This window comes from Snodgrassella sp. B3882 (genome assembly GCF_026535915.1).
Lineage (GTDB): Bacteria > Pseudomonadota > Gammaproteobacteria > Burkholderiales > Neisseriaceae > Snodgrassella.
The window spans coordinates 1,614,746-1,633,176 of sequence record NZ_JAFNPF010000001.1 but is presented as its reverse complement, the minus strand read 5'-3'; the positions used below and the strand labels follow the sequence as shown (position 1 = coordinate 1,633,176).

The window sequence follows — 18,431 nt, the reverse complement described above, 5'->3', positions numbered from 1 at the left end:
CAATAGATTTTATCAATAGAATGGAGTCTCATCATGTTAGATGAAACACTAAAAAGTCAATTAAAAGCTTACATGGAATATGTCGTTAATCCTGTAGAAATCATTGCGACCTTGGATGATAGCGATGCCGCAGGCGAAATGCTGGCTCTTTTGCAGGAAGTCGCATCGATTAGTTCGAAAATTAGTTTGCGGACTGATGGTGATCATGGGCGTGTTCCTTCTTTTGAAATCACCAATCCTGGCGTGCATACCGGTCTGGTCTTTGCCGGAAATCCTTTGGGTCACGAATTCAGTTCACTAGTCTTGGCTTTATTACAAGTTGGCGGACATCCTTCCAAAGAGGAGCAGCAATTGCAGGAACAGATTAAAAATTTATCTGGCAACCTGCATTTCGAAACTTTTTATTCCATTAGCTGCCATAATTGTCCAGAAGTGATCCAGTCGTTGAATCTGATGACCATTTTAAATCCAAATATTACTCATACGGCGATCGATGGTGCTTTATTTCAACAGGAAGTTGAAGCTCGTGAAATTATGGGCGTACCAGCAGTATTTTTGAATGGTCAACCCTTCGGACAAGGACGTATGCAATTGGCAGAGATAGTCGCCAAACTAGACAACAATGTTGCTGCAGAAACGGCTAAAAACCTGAGCGCGAAAGATCCGTTCGATGTGTTGGTAATTGGCGGTGGACCAGCCGGTGCAGCCGCAGCTATCTATGCTGCGCGTAAAGGTATTCGCACAGGTATTGTGGCAGAGCGCTTTGGCGGTCAAGTCCTAGATACAGTGGATATCGAAAATTATATCTCGGTATTAAATACCAATGGACTCAAACTTGCTCAGGATCTCGAAAATCATGTTCGTCATTACAATGTTGAGATCATGAATTTACAAAAAGTTCAAAAACTGATACCAGCTACAGCGGCTGGCGGACTGATTGAAATTCATACTGAGACAGGTGCAGTATTAAAATCACGCACAGTTATTCTATCGACAGGTGCACGTTGGCGTGCTATGAATGTGCCCGGTGAAGAAGAATACCGCACAAAGGGCGTTACCTATTGTCCTCATTGTGATGGTCCGTTGTTTAAAGGAAAAAAAGTAGCTGTCATTGGTGGTGGTAATTCTGGCGTGGAAGCTGCGATTGATTTGGCTGGTGTGGTTAACCACGTAACGTTATTGGAATTTTCCGATAAGATGCGCGCTGATGAGGTGTTACAGCAAAAACTTCACTCACTGACCAACGTTGACGTTATTTTGAATGCGCAAACGACGGAAGTCGTTGGTGAAAATGGTAAAGTCAATGGTTTGAACTATCTAGATCGGATTTCAAACACCGCGCATCATCTGCCGTTGGAAGGTATTTTCGTCCAGATAGGATTGTTACCCAATACTGCATTTGTGCAAGATACCGTGAAATTAACTACCCCAATGCGCGAAATAGAAATTGATGCTTATGGTAAAACCAACGTACCTGGTATATTCGCTGCTGGCGATTGCACCAATGTACCTTATAAGCAGATCATTATTGCTGCGGGTGAGGGTGCCAAAGCCGCTTTAAGTGCTTTTGACTATCTGATTCGTACCAAACCAGCCGAGTAAAACAGGAATCTTTAACCAACCACTCCGCTTTGTACGCTGGAGTGGTTGGTGTTGTTTAATCTAATGGCCGATTGCAGTAGAAAGTTAGCTTTTTTGATTATTTGTATCTTTCAAGTATTTAATGGCTTATAAACTGATTGTTCATCAATAAGGTCGGGCTAGCGTGTTTTATCATTATAATGATCAAGATAGCTAGTTTTATGCTTGTATAAAAGATTTTGAATATGTTTTAAAAATGGATATGTGTTCAAACTAGTCGCAGTCGCCTACCTCAACTTCCCCTACACATTCTCAAGCTTAGCATGGCTATAACTCTGTAGATCCTTAAATACCGATTTGATGAAGTCTGATTACTTAAGCAAAATAGGCTGTGATCACTATCGACTAAGCCGATGTGTTTTTTCACTAGTGCATATTTGGTCTACTTCTTTGATCCAATAAGCTTATTTTAGTACTCAAATTTACATCAATCATCAACTCTAATTTTGCTGAAATACTATTCCACTCTAGTTTGCTTAATTTATACCACTGGTTTTAATCATTCGACATAAGTCATTTCATTCGTGTCTAACTTACAACAGACAAAAATATTAAATATAAGTAATTATTTGGTAATATTTTCAAGCATACAAATTTGCAAACTATGCCTTATTATTATTGCAATGTCTTCATTTAAGCACCGCCAATATTCAAAGTTATTGAATTAACAGAAAACTAAAGACTTGATTTTTGTTAAATAATAGTTATTTTCTTAACCATAGCTTAAATAATATTGAAAACATTAATTAATGTGGTAAAAAAATTTAATCTGTGTATTTTAAATGAATATGATATAAAGCAAAAATATTAAACAAAATGTTAATAATTATTTTTTATTTAGGTAATAGCTATTGTAAAAATAATTGTTAATTCAATATTTTGAGTAGAGGAATAATGCAAAGTGATATGGCTAATCAACAACAGGTTTCAATCAGAGTAATTGCACCCAGTATTTTCCCAGACGCTAGTTGGAATGAAGCTGAGGTGATCGGCGCGATGATATGGTTATGGAGCAAACATCCTGACTATAAAAAAACTGCGGTCGATTCTGCTTTAGAGATTTTATTACCCATTATTCGTTCTAAAAACTTTGCCTTAGTTATTACGGACCAGAAGCCTATTGGCTATATCAATTGGGCGTTTTTGAATCATAAGGAGGAAATTCAGTATTTAAATCAAACCAAAGACTATCTGACTTTTGTCAGACATGCGCAGCCAGATAAAAACAAAAATTTATGGATTTTGACTTTTTTTTGTCCTTTTGGATTGCGTGATGTTTTGCTAACTAAATCAGTTTGTAAAAAAGTTCTTCATAACCATTTGTGTTTTTTTGGATACCATAAATCAAAACAACAAACTGTTGTAAGAAATATTCAATGTTAATTTTAAAAGTGTAAACTTTTGATTTTAAAGAGTAAATTAAAAAATAATTATATAAATCCAATAATTAAAAGCGATAAGATCAAAGTAGTCTTACTATCGACTAAGAGGAAATCAGTATGAATAAAATTTACCATACCAAATATAATAAAATAACTGGAACAACCGTAGCCTGTTCTGAATTGGTACGGCGGGCGTGCAAGGTAACAGCGACGATATCTATCCTAGCTGCATCAACCACCGCATTTGCGCTTGATTGTACTCAGAATGCCGATGGCTCATATTTACCTGGTGGGAGTGGTCCGAATTATAGTTGTACTAATGTCAATACCACGACAGTCACTCAAAGCGGAAATGCCGGTTTTTTTCTCCTTACCCGAAGCGGTATACACGGCCCGCTCACTGTTGGTGATGCAACCGTAACGGCAAATGTGAATGGTGATTATACCGGATTAGGTAATCAATACGCTTATGGAAATTCTGGGGCCTCGATCAGTACAGGTAATCTGAATTTTACTGTCAATACTAATGGTAATTTTTCTGGTTTAGCCTCTTATCATAATGTAGATTTAACGGCAAAGAATGTTGAACTCAATGTGGTTAATGATTACAACCGAGGAGGAAACTCAAGTGGTGGCGTAGCATCCTATGGTATTTTGGCTGGTTCAGCTGCTAATGCTGGAGAAAGAAAAGATTACAATGGCAAATACACCACGGTGACGGTTGATAAGTTAACGATTAATCAAACAGCCAAAGGTGGTAAAACTCAACCTATCCTGAATACTGGTATCCGAGCCATACAAGGTGCATACGATAACTCCGGCGATGGCTCTGCTGGTCGAGTTATTGTCAATGATGATTTGGATATGACTTTAACCGGTAATAGATCTATTGGTATTTATATTTCCGGTAATTCTACTAATCATCAGGGTGCAGAAGATACTGGTATTGAAGGGCAGTTGACCCCAATTGTGGTGTTAAATGGTAAAAATAATAAAATCACCATCAATCAGGGAACAGATTCTTCTACCTTAAATTGGGATAGTGCCGGTATAAAACTAGGTAAGACTCGTAATACTGGTGAAGGCGCGGGGATTTTAGAATCGCATGGTAATTTAACCATTGATACCACCAATGCCAAAAGCAGTAGTGGCATCAAATTGGTGCGAAATTCGTTATTAAAAGCTGATTATGAAAATAGTTCTACCACCATCAACTCTAATGGTTATGCGTTGGAAATCGGTACCCATGACGATGCAACAAAAGATGGTAAATATGAACAAGCCGCTTCTCATGATGTAAGTGCCAGTTTTAAAGATGCTGTTTTCACCACTACCGGCAACAGTGCTGATCCAGTGATCAGCGGATCAGTGGGTCGAAAAGATTTGATTTTTGTCGATCAAGGACAGGTTAATACCAACTTGACCTTTTCCGGAGACAAAACGAATCTGACTGCTCACGATGAAGGCTATATCGTTAATGTTAGCGGTAACTACACAGGCCCTAACTATGAATTTTTTTCCAATACATATGATAGTAGTGGGAATGAACAGGGACATGAAGCCTATCAAGCCTCTTCAGTAACATTTAATGCCACTGGTAAAGGCAGTATGACAGGTTTGGTCACTAAAGGAACAGTCAAAACTGAAGAAAATGAAGTATTGGATGACGGCTTTAAGCCCATTCTAAATGTTAATCTGAATGACGGCTTTAACTGGAATCTAAAGAAAAGTGGCTCTGAGAATATCGCTAAGTTTGATACCTTGAATTTAACCAATGGTGCAGTGGTTAATGCGGCTTTTGACGATGCTGGAGGGAATGAATTTATCCTGCAAGGTAATGTCAACAATAATGGAAGTATCATCAACCTCGATAATTCTTCTCATGCCAAATACAACGATATTTTAACCATTGAAGGTAACTATACTGCTTCAAACGATGCTGTTGTTAAAATGAATACGTTGTGGAATGATCCGGGCAGTGCCGATGGTGCCAATTCTCAATCGGATAAATTGATCATTACCGGCACAGCTACAGGTTTAACCCGTGTTATTCCATTGAATGCCGATGGCACTGAAAAAGTGATAGATGGCAACGTTAAACAAGTTTATGAGGTGATCAATTCAGTGCCAGTGGTTCAAGTTGGAACCAGTAGTAGCGAAAACGCCTTTACGGGTACAGCTCAGACTTCTGGGGCAACAGAAGTTCAATTGGCGAAAAGGTCTACCGCAAATGGAGATGAGTATTATTGGACGATGCAGGCGCTAGAAAAATCGCCGCCAATTAAACCTGTTGAACCCGTCGAACCCCTCAAACCGACGCCCATTTATTCAAATGCTGTGGCCGGATACGTGGCAATACCACATGTTAACCAGGAACAGGGTTTTACCAGCGTGGGTACATTACACGAACGTCGGGGAGAACACCTGAATTCTGACATAGCAAATTGTGACAACTGCGAAAAACAGCCCAATAATTGGACCAACGGACAAACTTGGGGACGGGTATTGGGTAAACATCTGAAGCAAGATGGTAAAAACCGTTTAAATGCAGATACGGATATCACAGGGATTCAGATTGGCCATGATTTCTTCAATCAGATAAACGATAACGGCAGCCATAATCACACCGGTGCTTATATCTCTTATACTCGAGGTAATACTGATTTTTCTGACGATTACCGTGCGGTCAATGGGGTCATTGTCGGTGATAAGTACACTGGTAAAGGTAAGTCTGATGCGATCAGCTTGGGTATAACCAATACTTACTACACAGCCAATAATGGTTATCTTGATTTAGTCGGTCAATTATCTTACCTGCACAATAAATATGAGGCGCGTAATGGTATCAATCCCGATAGCCAAGATGGCTGGGGTCTAGCCATTTCTGCGGAAGCTGGGCAACCATTTGTACTGTCTAACGAGTCTAATGAGCAAAATAATTGGACAATTGAACCGCAGGCACAATTGATATACCAATACGTCAATCTGGATAGCTTTAATGACCAATATCGCCATGTTGATCAAAATGGTCAGGATGCACTGCGTGGTCGGGTTGGGGTGCGTTTGGCCTACAATGGTCAAACAGCCAATGCCACACCAGCTACATTCTATGCTGTTGGTAATGTATGGCATGATTTCATTAACCCAAGTAGTGTGGATATTGGTAAAGATAGTGTGCGTGAAAAATATGCCAAAACTTGGGGTGAAGTAGGCGTAGGTCTCAAAATTGGGCTGCAAAAAAATAGCTTCCTATATAGTGATGTGCGCTATGAGCATGATTTTGGCAGCACTAAACGAACTGGTTTCCGCGGCAGCCTTGCTTTTGAGCATAAATGGTAATAGCGGGTAACAGCAAGAAAATGGACTACTTAGTCTGATTTTCCAAGCTTCTGCCAATACTCACGTGGTCAGGTTAATTCCTCGACCACGTTTTTTAATTATATGTCTGAGTTTTAAGCTGAGATGATCATAATCAATCGATACTGTGATCGAAGAGTGATAGGCAATCAATTTATGAAAATAATGACTGTAGTCAGTGATTGAAACAGAGTGATAGAACATGGAATAGAAGTGTTATTGTTTCTAATTTTGATAAATCAAGTTGAGACATTCGTTTCAACTTTCAATAGCTATTTGTCATTTAGATATATTTTCAATCGAGATGGATTCAAATCAACTGGTTATAGCCAAGGATGTACAAGCGACAAATAGGCAGATGCATAACAATTTTGAAACTTTAAGAGGTAAATACCATGAATGCGGTGAAATTCATTCAATTTCGACCTAAGTTTCAGTGAATATAGTTCGTGCGGAAAATTTACAGTAATGAGTTAAGTGAAGGTAATAGCTATGCAACAAAAAAACATTACATATTGATTTAACTTTTTCAAATGAAATATGGCGGTCATCAATCTATAAAGAATAATGATCATGAACTTTTAGACCACAGCGATGATTCATCGCTGGATTAGCGCAGATTAGAAAATAAAAAAAATGATATTTAGTTCTATAGACTAAATATCATTTGGTAGTGGTGCCCGGAGCCGGAATCGAACCGGCACGGCCGTTTTAAAAGCCGACGGATTTTAAGTCCGTTGTGTCTACCTATTTCACCACCCGGGCGATGTTTAATATTTTTTAGATATTAAACCTAAAATTGGAGGCGGGGGCACGGATTTAAACCGGCCTACGCAGCTTTGCACACTGCGGCATAGTCACTCTGCCACCCCGCCATGCATACTCTCAAGCTTTGTCTGGAGGCGGGAGTCGGAATCGAACCGGCGTCCACGGATTTGCAGTCCGCTGCATGACCACTCTGCCATCCCGCCATTCGTACTTTACAGTCGGGTAGAGTAACAAATCACTCTGGAGCGGGAAACGAGTCTCGAACTCGCGACCTCAACCTTGGCAAGGTTGCGCTCTACCAACTGAGCTATTCCCGCATTAAAACTTTAAGCACGCAATCGTATATTTTGGAGCGGGAAACGAGTCTCGAACTCGCGACCTCAACCTTGGCAAGGTTGCGCTCTACCAACTGAGCTATTCCCGCTTAGTTCATTCGTGTTGAATGAAGAGCATCATTATAGCGATGAAAAAAATTGTGTCAAGGCTGAACAGCAATTACAACATATATTTTTTACTTTCGTTTTGATTTTATGCTTTAAATTCTTTTGCCGCCATTTTTAAATAATACAGCATCGACCAAATAGTCAAAACACAGGCAATCAACATAAGCAAATTACCTAATTGCGAAAGATTATTTGGATTGGTGATGGTGGCGGAAGACAATAGAAGTAGAAAAATAGCTGCCATTTGCGCTGCAGTTTTAAATTTACCTATTTGGGCAACGGCTACATTATTGCGCTTGCCTTGTTGTGCCATCCATTCCCGCAAAGCAGATATGGTAATTTCGCGTCCAATAATAATCATGGCAAAAATGGCGTAAGTACGTCCAGTGGCTACAAGTAATATCAGTGCTACTGCAACCATTAGTTTATCTGCTACCGGATCAAGAAAAGCGCCAAAATTAGAGGTTTGCCCCCAACGTCGAGCTAAATAACCATCAAACCAGTCGGTCACCGCAGCGGCCGCGAAAAAGAAGGCTGCCAGCCAATTAATAATTTGTTGATTACTTACCCAATTGGCAGGTAGATAAAATAATAAAGTAAAAATAGGAATAAAGAGGATACGCAACCATGTGAGCAATATCGGGAAATTCCAAGGCATGACGTGCTGTTCCTGAGATTGAATAATAGAGTTTGGTGATATGATACCTGTTTAAATAGAGTTATGGATGTTTTTATTTAATCTAGCTTGTTAACCAGTTAAATTAACCAACATAAACATTCTGGAAACCATCATTGAGTTTGAAGCATTTGCTCAGCCCATTTCGACTAAACTGAAGCAGTACTGTCATCAATACTTACGGCAATACTGCTTTGTTTAGGTTTATCGAAGACTTATTTCACCCAGTGTTTGTAGGCTCCATAACCGGCAGCATCCATTTCTTCATAAGGAATAAATTTCAAACTGGCGCCATTGATACAGTATCGCATGCCCCCTCGATCTTCTGGTCCGTCGTTAAATACATGACCCAGATGTGAATCGGCTTGCTGACTACGAATTTCTGTACGTTCTCTACCAAGACTATGATCACTGTGTTCAGTAACCGCATCATTTTGTATAGGCTGGCTGAAAGCAGGCCAGCCACACCCTGAATTAAATTTGTCTTTAGAACTGAAGAGTGGTTCACCACTGACAATATCAACATATATACCGGGCGCAAACAATTCATCATATTCATGGCTGAACGGACGCTCTGTGCCGGCATGTTGAGTAATCTCAAAACTTTCTTGACCTATTTTTTGGCGTAGTGTTTCCGCATCTGGTTTATGAAAATTTTGAGCATCATAATGTTCAGTATGAGGTTCATATTCGGGTAACGACGGTAACGGATCAGCCGCTTTACTGATGTCAATGTGGCAGTAACCACCTGGATTTTTATCCAGATATTCCTGATGATATTCTTCTGCTGGAAAATATTGATCAAGAGGTAGATTTTCCACTACGATCGGTGCTTTATATCGACCTTGCTCGGCATTAATGGTCGCCTGAATGATGTCATGATCAGCAGGATCAGTATAATAAATGCCGCTGCGATATTGAGTACCAACATCATGAGCCTGTCGGTTTAAGGTAGTTGGATCGATGACACGGAAAAAATGGCGTAAAATATCAGTCAATGAAATGATATCGGCGTCGTATTCCACTTTTATGGTTTCCGCATGACCAGTATTTTGCTGGCAAACCTGCTCATAGGTAGGGTTTTCGGTGTGACCATTGGCATAACCTACTTCAGTTTTCAACACACCGTTAATTCTTTTAAAATAACCTTCCATACCCCAAAAACAACCGCCTGCCAGATAAATAATTTTTTTATTCATGATGTTAATAATTTCCTTTGCGAGGTACGTACATCTATGCTATCACTAGCAACAGGAGAATAAAAGTTTTAGTTTTGCTTACTTATGTATTGATGATATAAAATATGTTTATATCTATTTAAATCTGTTTGATTAGGAAAAATAAGTTTACTTATGAGTATTATTACTTATTTACGACCGGCTCGACCGGAGGATTGTGAAAATATTTATAATGCTCATCGTTATGCTGTGCAATATACCTGTGCGCGTAAATATGACGAAAAAGTTTTACGAGCATGGTTAGCACTTCTCAATATTGATAGTTATTTGCAAACGATGGCTGATCCTGAAAAAGCATTGTGGATTGTTGACTACAAAGGGCATATTCAGGGTTTTTTTCAGCTAGATCTGCAAGAAGCTCAATTAGATGCTTTATATGTACATCCTTTTGTCCATAATCAAGGTTTGGGCACAGCATTATTACAGCGAGCGGAGTATTTGGCCAATCAAGCCAGCTTAGGCTTATTAAAATTATATGCCTCATTAAATTCAGTAAAATTCTACGAAATTAATGGCTACGACTCATTGGGCGAGTATGAATTGCCGTTAAATACCGAAGTAACAGTTAATTGTTTATTGATGAGAAAATATCTAATTGATTAGATAATAGCCGTTGGCAATATGAATACTCATCTAGTTGCCTGATCACTACTCAAACTAGTCCACAGCAACAAATTTTTATTCATATTGCAGTAGAAATTATTTTGCTTAAATTTTAATCAATCATATTTTTGTTAATATATACAATTGGTTATTGTACTTATCCCCAGCATTTACCGAGACTGCTCAACACAAAACGTGATTTAAACAATCCATTTTCGCCTAAATTTTAAGCAAAGAAATATTTGATCGTTAAATCAGTCTTGTATCAGAATTATCCACATATTGTGAGCATAGATTTACGCTGAAATATGTGAACAGGTGAATAGCCAAAATCTGAAATGAGGGAAACAAGTCCACCCAGAAATTGGCTTGCCAGTTAAGGTGTGTCCTGACACAATAGCTCTTTATCAAAAAAAAAACTATTCTTATGAAATGTCCTTTTTGCCTGCATGCCAATACTCAGGTTATTGATACGCGATTAAGTGAGGGCAGTAATAGTATTCGCCGACGCCGTCGATGTATGTCTTGTGACAGTCGCTTCAGTACCCTTGAAGCAGTAGAAATGAGAATGCCATTGATTATTAAACGCACTGGCGAAAAAGTGCTCTTTGATCCGGCAAAATTGTTTACCAGTATCAGCAGAGCTTTACATAAGCGGCCAGTCGATCAAGATACCATTGAAACAGTGGTGTCCGAAATAGAAACCAAACTTTATCACATGGGCGTTAAAGAAGTTCCTAGTCAGCTTATCGGTGATATGATTCTGGCTTCACTGGTGAAATTAGATGAAGTTGCATATGTCCGTTTTGCCTCTGTTTATAAAAGTTTTCATGACGTGTCTGAGTTTACTCAGGTCATCGCCTCACTGAAAAAACAAAGTTGATAAAATTTCGTCATATGCCTCCTGAATTTGCCTCAAGGCAAAGCTGCAAGGGAAGATAATTCTTGTTATACTTTGCTAATATTTTGTCCAGTCCTGAAAGCTTATAAGAGATCATGTTGAAATCACGTTTATATTTGTGGGTTGCTATCGCGTTAATCAGCTTATGTGCCTGTAAAGAAAATGAAACCTCAGTAACACTGAGTGGTAGTGATGCAGCTATTGGCAGTAACACATCTGTGGCCAGCTCTGAAAATAATGTAGCCACAACACAGACTCTAAGCAGTCGTGATGAAAAACTATCTATAGTGGTTGATGGCAATTTTGTTGACGAAATGGATGATGCGGAAAATCGCGTGCTTAAAGACGATCTGGCTACGCTCATACTATTGCAGTATGATGAAAAAAGTAATATTACCCTCGTTGCTAATGATCTCGGCCCGCTTAAAATCGAGGCAAAAGACTACTTTGCCAACTTGGTAGATAGCCTTAAAAAATCAACTTCTTTAAAATCTTTGGATGTAGGCATTGCTACTGACAATCGCATCAACTATCGCATTAGTCATGAAGCCAATGGCGTGATCTTAAACGAAAGCTGCGTAGCCATCGTTGCTAATAATAACCTCTATTCAGTGTGTGCAACCAGTGATACAGCCAAACCCGATGCCTTGGCGGCCACATTGAAAACCATCAATATCAATAATTAAACAATGTACTTTTCTACACTTGATGAAAAGTTTATGCAAATCGCTCTTGATCTTGCTTGGCAAGGGCGATTTTCAACGAGTCCTAATCCCCGTGTTGGTTGTGTCATTGCTCAGGGTGAGCAGATCGTAGGTCAAGGATTTCATGTCTATACCGGTGAACCCCATGCAGAAAGACATGCATTAAATCAGGCTGGTCATTTCGCTGCTGGAGCAACCGCGTATGTTACCTTAGAACCATGTAGTCATACAGGACGAACAGGTCCGTGCGCACAGGCATTAATTGATGCAGGTATATCCCGTGTTGTGATGGCTATGACAGACCCAAATCCATTGGTACAGGGTAAAGGGCGTGCCATGTTACAACGAGCGGGAATTGAGGTCAGTAGCGGATTATTAGCCCAACAAGCCAGAATGCTGAATGTAGGCTTTCTTTCCAGAATTGAACGACAACGACCCTACATTCGCTTAAAAGTGGCTGCTTCATTGGATAGTAAAACCGCCTTAAGCAATGGTGACAGCAAATGGATAACGGGTGAAGCTGCACGCGATGATGTACAAACCCTACGGGCAGAAAGCTGTGCAATTCTAACTGGTATCAATACTGTTCTTGCTGATAATCCACTCTTAAATGTACGACGTTTTAATACCATACGTCAGCCAATAAGAATTATTTTGGACAGTCGTTTACGCCTGACAGTCAATCATCATGTCATCAGTGATAGCAATAGTCCAACCCTAATCATCACCACAGTACAAGACACGGAGAAAAAGGCTGCTTTTACACCATATGATCATGTTTCCATCATTACAGTCCCAGCTGACCAGCATGGTAGGATAGATTTGAATCAACTATGGCCAGCGTTGGCTCAGCGTCAAATCGGCATGATCTTAGTTGAAGCTGGTTTAACCCTCAATTCCGCCTTACTAAATTCTAAAGTAGTAGATGAAATCATTTACTATCAAGCACCAAAATTTTTGGGTCAATCAGCGAAAAATGCGTTTTCTTTGGCAGAAGACCCGCAAGCACTGCATAAAAGCGAATGGAATACTATGGCTTTGGATTTAGTCGGTACTGATTGTCGCTGGCAGTTACAGCACACCGAGACCTCACTATGGGCAAATGGCATAGATAGTTATAGCGATTAACAGACTGGTCAACAAATTGGATTTGATGATCACAATCCAAATATCAATTGACAATTGCTTGGGCTATTAAATCAACATGATCAAAAATCATTAAACAACTATTAACCCCGTTATATACTGCGAATCGAAACATAAGGCATGCTATGCGTATTCTACTAACCGGCTCACAAGGACAGCTAGGAACTTGTTTAAAAGAGCGTTTTCCAGAAGAGTGGGAAATCATCGCTTGCGATTCCCAAACCTTAGACATCACTGATGCTCAAAATGTATTGAATATGGTCAAAACATTTGAACCTAAAGTGATTATCAATGCAGCAGCATATACCAAAGTTGATGCGGCTGAGACAAATAGCGAGCAGGCTTTTGCAGTGAATGCAACAGGTACCCTGAATCTGGCTATGGCTGCCAAAAGCATTGGTGGACGGTTGATCCATGTATCAACTGAACAAGTATTTGATGGGCACCAGCAAATACCACTGAATGAAAATATGGCTCCTAATCCGATAAATGTTTACGGACAAAGCAAACTGGCTGGTGAGCTTTTGGCATTACATGCTCATATCGATACCACTATTGTGCGCACATCTTGGGTTTACAGTGAACACGGGCACAATTTTGTTAAAGTAATGTTGAATAAAGGTCTTGAAATGCTCAAAATGCGGGTAGTAGATGATCAAATCGGCTGCCCGACTTATGCCGGTGATTTAGCCGAAGCAATCATTAAACTTGTTCAATTAAACCATTCACCCCGTGGTTTATTGCATTTTGCAGGAGACCAACAGATGAGTTGGGCTGACTTCGCTCATCAAATATTTACTTTAGCTGCAGAAAAAAAACAGTCATATCGACAGGTTAGTGTTGAACGTATTCGAACAGCCGATTATCAGTGTGCAGCCAAGCGCCCTGCATATGGTGTTTTGGATAGCACTACCTTAAACAAGCTTCTTGACCAACCCATTGTGCCTACACCTTTAGCACATGTTATGGCTAAATTGATCGATTAACCCAACAAAAAACGGACATGAAAATGTCCGTTTTATCATTTTATTTACGCATGTCGTGGTGTTCAATCGTATATCCAGCATTGCGATATGTTCTAAATCGCTGCCGAGCAGCAGTTAAAGCATCCAGATCAGCACTAACCAGCTCTAATATTCGCTGAGGAGGTTGAGGTGCATTACACCAATAGATATCAGCTAAATTAATCACCACCCTGTTTTCCGACAGTTCAGGCAATTCATCACCGCATGCTAAAAGCACAGCCGGTAAATCTCCTCTTAGATTTTGTCCGCCAAGCCATATTTCATGTGGTATAAAACTAATCGGATCAAAAGCCCATAAAGCCTGATCAAATTGTTGCACTTGTTCTGCATCCTCTAACCAGACCAAGACCTTTTGACCACTTTTAAACACTTTTTGTGTCAGCCGGCAGGCAAAATCTGACAAATCGGACAGGTGGGTGTAAAAAGTAGTGGTGGCCATTATTTCTCAACTTCCGCCATATTGCTGTAAGAATTCCAGCAAAAGTGGCACAGGACGACCAGTAGCTCCTTTATTACTGCCTGATTGCCATGCAGTTCCAGCAATATCCAAGTGAGCCCAAGGATAGTTTTCCGTAAAATAAGATAAAAAGGCAGCAGCGGTTATCGTTCCGGCAGGACGACCACCTATATTTTGTAAATCGGCAAAATTGGATTTTAGCTGTTCCTTATATTCTTCATATAAAGGTAACTGCCAGGTTTTATCATTACTTATTTTTGCGGCATTTAAAAGTTGATCGACTAAATCCTGATGATTTCCCATGACTCCTTGTGCCACATGCCCCAGAGCAATAATGCAGGCACCCGTCAGAGTGGCAACATCAATCACCGCTGCCGGATTAAATCGCTCTGCATAAGTTAAAGCGTCACATAAAATCAGACGACCTTCTGCATCGGTATTTAAAACCTCAATAGTCAAACCATTCATCGATTGAATAATATCACCAGGCTTCAGCGCATTTCCTGCTGGCATATTTTCACAGGTAGGAATCACCGCCACCAGATTAATAGGCAACTTAAGCTTGACTGCGGCAGCAAAAGTGCCAATGACCGTTGCTGCACCGCACATATCATATTTCATCTCATCCATTGAGGCACCCGGTTTGAGTGAAATACCTCCTGAGTCAAAACTAATCCCTTTACCCACCAACACTATTGGTTTATCTTGACTATTTTGGGCACCATAATAGCTCAGTTCAATCAGCCGTGCACCTGCAGAACTGCCTTTAGCTACTGCCATAAAAGCATTCATTCCCAACTTCTCTATCTCATCTTCCGCCATGATTTTTGATGAGGCGCCTAGTTGAGTAGCAAGATTAACAGCAGCATCAGCAAGATAGCTTGGGGTACAAATATTAGCTGGGGAGTTGCCCAGATCCTTGCAAATATTCATACCAAAGACAATCGCCTCAGCTTTCTGTAAAGTTTCATGGACAGCAAAATTAGAGTAATAATTCACCGTAGATAGCATACAGGTACTTGACTTACGCTTGAAAGAATCAAATTGATAAGTTGCCTGTTCGGTAGCAATAGTAAAAGCCTCCACCCATTTTTGAGTTTCAGATTCGTTTAACCGAGTTAAATCAACATCTATTACAGCTTGCTCTTTAGCCCATTTAGCAGCAGTAATGGCTAAAGTCTGAATTGCCGCATAATCATCATTTTTAATTTTAGCTATGGCCACAGATCGCACAGATTCTTGTTCCAACCAATCTGCTGAACAAAAATCCTTTTCTTGTTCAACTAACTGCTTATAAAGTATTTCGGCAGGATAATCAGTGACAACAGCATTTTCCGTGCAAATAATCAGTAAAGAATCCATGCGTTGCGGCTGCAATTGTTCTACTTTTATGCTAAATTCCATCTTTTAATCTTTCATGACTTGATAAAGGCGTACATCTGCTTGATTATATCCCTATACAGGATAAAGTATCCCTAATTGTAACTCATGCTGCCATCAAAACGATATGCAGCCTAATTATAGAAATTTTATGATCTATCGACGCCAATTTATTAAAGAACTATCATGGACGGCAGTAGGAATATTTTTAATCTTACTAGTCGTGCTGGTGACTACTCAAACCATTAATCTTTTGGGCAGGGCAGCCTCAGGAAGAGTTGCCATCGATGCAGTAACCACCTTGATAGGCTTTTGGACCATTGGCTTAACCCCCGTCTTATTGATATTGACCGCATATATCAGCATCCTCTCTGTGTTGACCCGTTACTGGCGTGACAGCGAGATGGTAATATGGTTGTCCTGTGGGTTATCACTGCGTAACTGGATTGTCCCTTTACTAAAATTTGCTGTGCCATTTGCCGTATTAGTAGCCTTAGTTTCCATGCTAATTCAACCTTGGGCAGAATGGCGTAGTCGAGAATTTGCCGAATTATTAAAACAAAAACAAGAATTATCCCTCATAGAGCCCGGTGTTTTTCGCGAAATAGGCAAAAGCCACCCGCGGATTTATTTTATCGAATCATTTAATGCCGATACCGGCCAAGGAAAAAATCTGTTTGTTCGTGAAAAAGAAAAAAATGGCAAAGACAGTACCATCTTTGCCAAACGTGGCGAATTCACTCAGGATGGAGAAAAACGCATTTTGATATTAGAAGATGGATATCGCTATAGCGGGACGCCAGGCCGAGCTGATTATGAGCGCGTAGCCTTCTCCAAAATGACCCTGATTATCAGCGTCAATACTTTAGTAATTGACCCCAAACAAAATCGACATACCATTTCCACTTCAGCATTATTAGCGAGCGACAAGCCAGCATACAAAGCAGAATTAATGTGGCGCATATCCCTGCCTATAAGCGTATTAATATTGTCATTAATGGCTTTGCCTTTATCGTATTTTAATCCACGTACCGGCCATACCTACAATATACTTATAGCTATTGTAATATTCCTAATTTATCAAAACGGGCTAACCTTTCTGCGAGATCTGGTAGAAGACGGACGTTTACCGATGTGGCTTGGTCTAGTGCCTATGCATTTGATCATGTTTCTATTATTTTTACTCCTGCTTCGTTGGCGTGACCGACCCGCCGCTCCTTTACGCACCGCATTGACTTCCTTGATAGGAGGGCATTGATAATGCGATTACTCAATCGTTACATGTTTAGCCAGCTTACAGTGTGTACAGTTTACGCTTTACTGGCTTTGATCAGCTTGTATGGCTTTTTCGATATCATGGGTGAAATTAGCCATGTTGGTGATGGGAGCTATACCGCATTAAAAATGCTGTACTATGTTATGTTACTGGTTCCTGCCCATGCCTATGAGCTCATGCCATTGGCTGTATTGGTAGGAGCATTGATTTGTTTGAGTCAGATGGCTTCTCATAGCGAGTTAACCGTCATCAGAACCAGCGGCATCAGCCTGATGAGTATCATTGGAATGTTGTTACAATTTGGCTTAACCTTTGCGGTGTTAACTGCCGTACTGGGTGAAATCATCGTGCCTAAATCTGGCCCCTACGCAGAGCAATATCAGTTGCATGCTCGGCAAAACACCATCAGTTCAGGGGAGAGTGGCATCTGGCTGAAGCAGGGTGCCGATATCATCAATATTGCTGAAATGTTGCCTGATGGCACCCTAAAAGACATCACCATATATCAACATAATGATCAATTTCAACTGACTCAGACCCTACATGCAGATAAAGTTAAAGTAGTAAGCGCTCATCAGACTAATAAATCGCAATGGCACTTGCTAGGCGTGACACAAACCCAATTAGAATCAAATAAAGTGGTCGCCTCTCATTTGGATAAATTGGACTGGAAAATCTTAATCAATCATCAGTTGCTTAACGTGTTATTGATCACTCCAGAACAAATGTCCATCAATGCTTTATCTACTTATATCAAACATCTTAAAAATAACCATCAACAGACAACACGCTATCAATTGGCTTGGTGGCGGAAAATCGCTTATCCACTAGCTTGTATGGTGATGGCACTTGTCGCTTTAGCATTTACACCTCAGCAAAACCGCCGGGGCAATATGGGATTGAAACTATTTTATGGTATTAGCTTAGGATTACTTTTCCATTTTTCAGGCCGTTTATTTGGCTTTACTAGCCAATTATATGCCGTTCCTACTCCTGTAGCCGCATTTTTGCCGACACTGTTATTCCTATGTTTGGCCATTTATCTGATCAGAAGACAGGAAAAACGTTAGTTACATCATTTCGAATATCATGGTTTAGTTATCTCCCCATCTTAGTAACTAAACCAAAATGCAGTATGCATAATTTTGTGGATGAGCTAAGCGATTTGAAAAATGAGTAATATTACCTGAAAGATGGGTGTTATTTAAATTATATGGTTATATCAATAATTAAATGGAAATTCTGTGCTGTATAGATATGGATTAATTTTTATTTCATTCATATTAATCTGACCCAATCATAATTAAAATAATGAATTGAATTGATATTCCGAATGAAAACAAATTGACTAATCAGCCAAATTATTTGATTCCAATCCTTATCCAACTCTTATAAAGCTATTTAAAAAGCATAAAAACATCATTATTTACATGT

At 39.8% G+C, this 18,431-nt stretch carries 13 protein-coding genes, 5 tRNA genes and 1 pseudogene; 10 read left to right on the top strand and 9 right to left on the bottom strand.

The annotated features are described in order from the left end of the window. Positions 1-33 precede the first annotated feature (33 nt). From ahpF to J3U68_RS06880, 3 genes are all read left to right on the top strand, one after another. Entirely contained in the window at positions 34-1,602 is a 1,569-nt protein-coding gene (ahpF, locus tag J3U68_RS06890) for an alkyl hydroperoxide reductase subunit F (protein WP_267375681.1), read from the top strand. 945 nt (positions 1,603-2,547) lie between these two features. After that, on the top strand, positions 2,548-3,024 hold the full coding sequence (locus J3U68_RS06885; protein ID WP_267375680.1) for a toxin-activating lysine-acyltransferase: 477 nt from the start codon (positions 2,548-2,550) through the stop codon (positions 3,022-3,024). A gap of 116 nt (positions 3,025-3,140) precedes the next feature. Continuing rightward, entirely contained in the window at positions 3,141-6,362 is a 3,222-nt protein-coding gene (locus J3U68_RS06880; protein ID WP_267375678.1) for an autotransporter outer membrane beta-barrel domain-containing protein, read from the top strand. Between the two features lie 692 nt (positions 6,363-7,054). Here the strand turns inward: J3U68_RS06880 and J3U68_RS06875 are convergent. The 7 genes and pseudogenes from J3U68_RS06875 to msrAB form a co-directional block, all read right to left on the bottom strand. Beyond that, positions 7,055-7,145: transfer RNA gene (locus tag J3U68_RS06875), tRNA-Leu, on the bottom strand. Positions 7,146-7,180: 35 nt separating this feature from the next. Continuing rightward, positions 7,181-7,255: transfer RNA gene (locus J3U68_RS06870), tRNA-Cys, on the bottom strand. A 22-nt stretch (positions 7,256-7,277) separates the two neighbouring features. Then, positions 7,278-7,351 (bottom strand) — tRNA-Cys (locus J3U68_RS06865). Between the two features lie 38 nt (positions 7,352-7,389). Then, positions 7,390-7,465 (bottom strand) — tRNA-Gly (locus J3U68_RS06860). A gap of 31 nt (positions 7,466-7,496) precedes the next feature. Then, positions 7,497-7,572 (bottom strand) — tRNA-Gly (locus J3U68_RS06855). Between the two features lie 104 nt (positions 7,573-7,676). Continuing rightward, positions 7,677-8,249 carry a CDP-diacylglycerol--glycerol-3-phosphate 3-phosphatidyltransferase gene (gene pgsA / locus J3U68_RS06850; RefSeq protein ID WP_267375676.1) on the bottom strand — a complete coding sequence of 191 codons (573 nt, stop codon included), beginning with the start codon at positions 8,247-8,249 and terminating at the stop codon, positions 7,677-7,679. Between the two features lie 233 nt (positions 8,250-8,482). Continuing rightward, positions 8,483-9,484 (bottom strand): annotated as a pseudogene (msrAB, locus tag J3U68_RS06845) (bifunctional peptide-methionine (S)-S-oxide reductase MsrA/peptide-methionine (R)-S-oxide reductase MsrB); the annotation flags it as partial. A gap of 135 nt (positions 9,485-9,619) precedes the next feature. Here msrAB and J3U68_RS06840 point away from each other — a divergent pair. From J3U68_RS06840 to rfbD, 5 genes are all read left to right on the top strand, one after another. After that, positions 9,620-10,108, top strand: coding sequence for a GNAT family N-acetyltransferase (locus tag J3U68_RS06840; protein WP_267375674.1), 489 nt, complete (start codon positions 9,620-9,622; stop codon positions 10,106-10,108). 427 nt (positions 10,109-10,535) lie between these two features. Beyond that, positions 10,536-10,991 (top strand): transcriptional regulator NrdR, encoded by a 456-nt coding sequence (gene nrdR / locus J3U68_RS06835; RefSeq protein WP_267375673.1) that lies wholly within the window; start codon positions 10,536-10,538, stop codon positions 10,989-10,991. A 113-nt stretch (positions 10,992-11,104) separates the two neighbouring features. Beyond that, positions 11,105-11,695, top strand: coding sequence for a cytochrome C (locus J3U68_RS06830; RefSeq protein WP_267375672.1), 591 nt, complete (start codon positions 11,105-11,107; stop codon positions 11,693-11,695). Positions 11,696-11,728: 33 nt separating this feature from the next. Further along, positions 11,729-12,841, top strand: a complete 1,113-nt coding sequence (ribD, locus tag J3U68_RS06825) for a bifunctional diaminohydroxyphosphoribosylaminopyrimidine deaminase/5-amino-6-(5-phosphoribosylamino)uracil reductase RibD (protein ID WP_416384637.1) — start codon at positions 11,729-11,731, stop codon at positions 12,839-12,841. A 143-nt stretch (positions 12,842-12,984) separates the two neighbouring features. Continuing rightward, on the top strand, positions 12,985-13,845 hold the full coding sequence (rfbD, locus tag J3U68_RS06820) for a dTDP-4-dehydrorhamnose reductase (protein WP_267375669.1): 861 nt from the start codon (positions 12,985-12,987) through the stop codon (positions 13,843-13,845). Between the two features lie 40 nt (positions 13,846-13,885). Here rfbD and J3U68_RS06815 read toward each other — a convergent pair whose 3' ends face one another. Continuing rightward, on the bottom strand, positions 13,886-14,323 hold the full coding sequence (locus J3U68_RS06815; protein ID WP_267375667.1) for a DNA polymerase III subunit chi: 438 nt from the start codon (positions 14,321-14,323) through the stop codon (positions 13,886-13,888). A gap of 6 nt (positions 14,324-14,329) precedes the next feature. Next, positions 14,330-15,745: a leucyl aminopeptidase gene (locus J3U68_RS06810; protein WP_267375666.1), complete on the bottom strand. Its 1,416-nt coding sequence runs from the start codon at positions 15,743-15,745 to the stop codon at positions 14,330-14,332. Positions 15,746-15,872: 127 nt separating this feature from the next. Between J3U68_RS06810 and lptF the strand changes: the two genes are divergently transcribed. Together lptF and lptG are read left to right on the top strand one after the other, a co-directional pair. Further along, complete coding sequence (lptF, locus tag J3U68_RS06805; protein ID WP_267375665.1) at positions 15,873-16,979, top strand: LPS export ABC transporter permease LptF; 1,107 nt, start codon at positions 15,873-15,875, stop codon at positions 16,977-16,979. 2 nt (positions 16,980-16,981) lie between these two features. Next, positions 16,982-18,067, top strand: a complete 1,086-nt coding sequence (lptG, locus tag J3U68_RS06800; RefSeq protein ID WP_267375664.1) for an LPS export ABC transporter permease LptG — start codon at positions 16,982-16,984, stop codon at positions 18,065-18,067. Positions 18,068-18,431: the final 364 nt, after the last annotated feature.

Excerpts from the sequence above, each read along its gene's own strand:
- ahpF (WP_267375681.1), top strand. The coding sequence starts at position 34 with ATGTTAGATGAAACACTAAAAAGTCAATTAAAAGCTTACATGGAATAT.
- J3U68_RS06885 (WP_267375680.1), top strand. The coding sequence starts at position 2,548 with ATGGCTAATCAACAACAGGTTTCAATCAGAGTAATTGCACCCAGTATT.
- J3U68_RS06880 (WP_267375678.1), top strand. The coding sequence starts at position 3,141 with ATGAATAAAATTTACCATACCAAATATAATAAAATAACTGGAACAACC.
- pgsA (WP_267375676.1), bottom strand. The coding sequence starts at position 8,249 with ATGCCTTGGAATTTCCCGATATTGCTCACATGGTTGCGTATCCTCTTT.
- J3U68_RS06840 (WP_267375674.1), top strand. The coding sequence starts at position 9,620 with ATGAGTATTATTACTTATTTACGACCGGCTCGACCGGAGGATTGTGAA.
- nrdR (WP_267375673.1), top strand. The coding sequence starts at position 10,536 with ATGAAATGTCCTTTTTGCCTGCATGCCAATACTCAGGTTATTGATACG.
- J3U68_RS06830 (WP_267375672.1), top strand. The coding sequence starts at position 11,105 with ATGTTGAAATCACGTTTATATTTGTGGGTTGCTATCGCGTTAATCAGC.
- ribD (WP_416384637.1), top strand. The coding sequence starts at position 11,729 with ATGCAAATCGCTCTTGATCTTGCTTGGCAAGGGCGATTTTCAACGAGT.
- rfbD (WP_267375669.1), top strand. The coding sequence starts at position 12,985 with ATGCGTATTCTACTAACCGGCTCACAAGGACAGCTAGGAACTTGTTTA.
- J3U68_RS06815 (WP_267375667.1), bottom strand. The coding sequence starts at position 14,323 with ATGGCCACCACTACTTTTTACACCCACCTGTCCGATTTGTCAGATTTT.
- J3U68_RS06810 (WP_267375666.1), bottom strand. The coding sequence starts at position 15,745 with ATGGAATTTAGCATAAAAGTAGAACAATTGCAGCCGCAACGCATGGAT.
- lptF (WP_267375665.1), top strand. The coding sequence starts at position 15,873 with ATGATCTATCGACGCCAATTTATTAAAGAACTATCATGGACGGCAGTA.
- lptG (WP_267375664.1), top strand. The coding sequence starts at position 16,982 with ATGCGATTACTCAATCGTTACATGTTTAGCCAGCTTACAGTGTGTACA.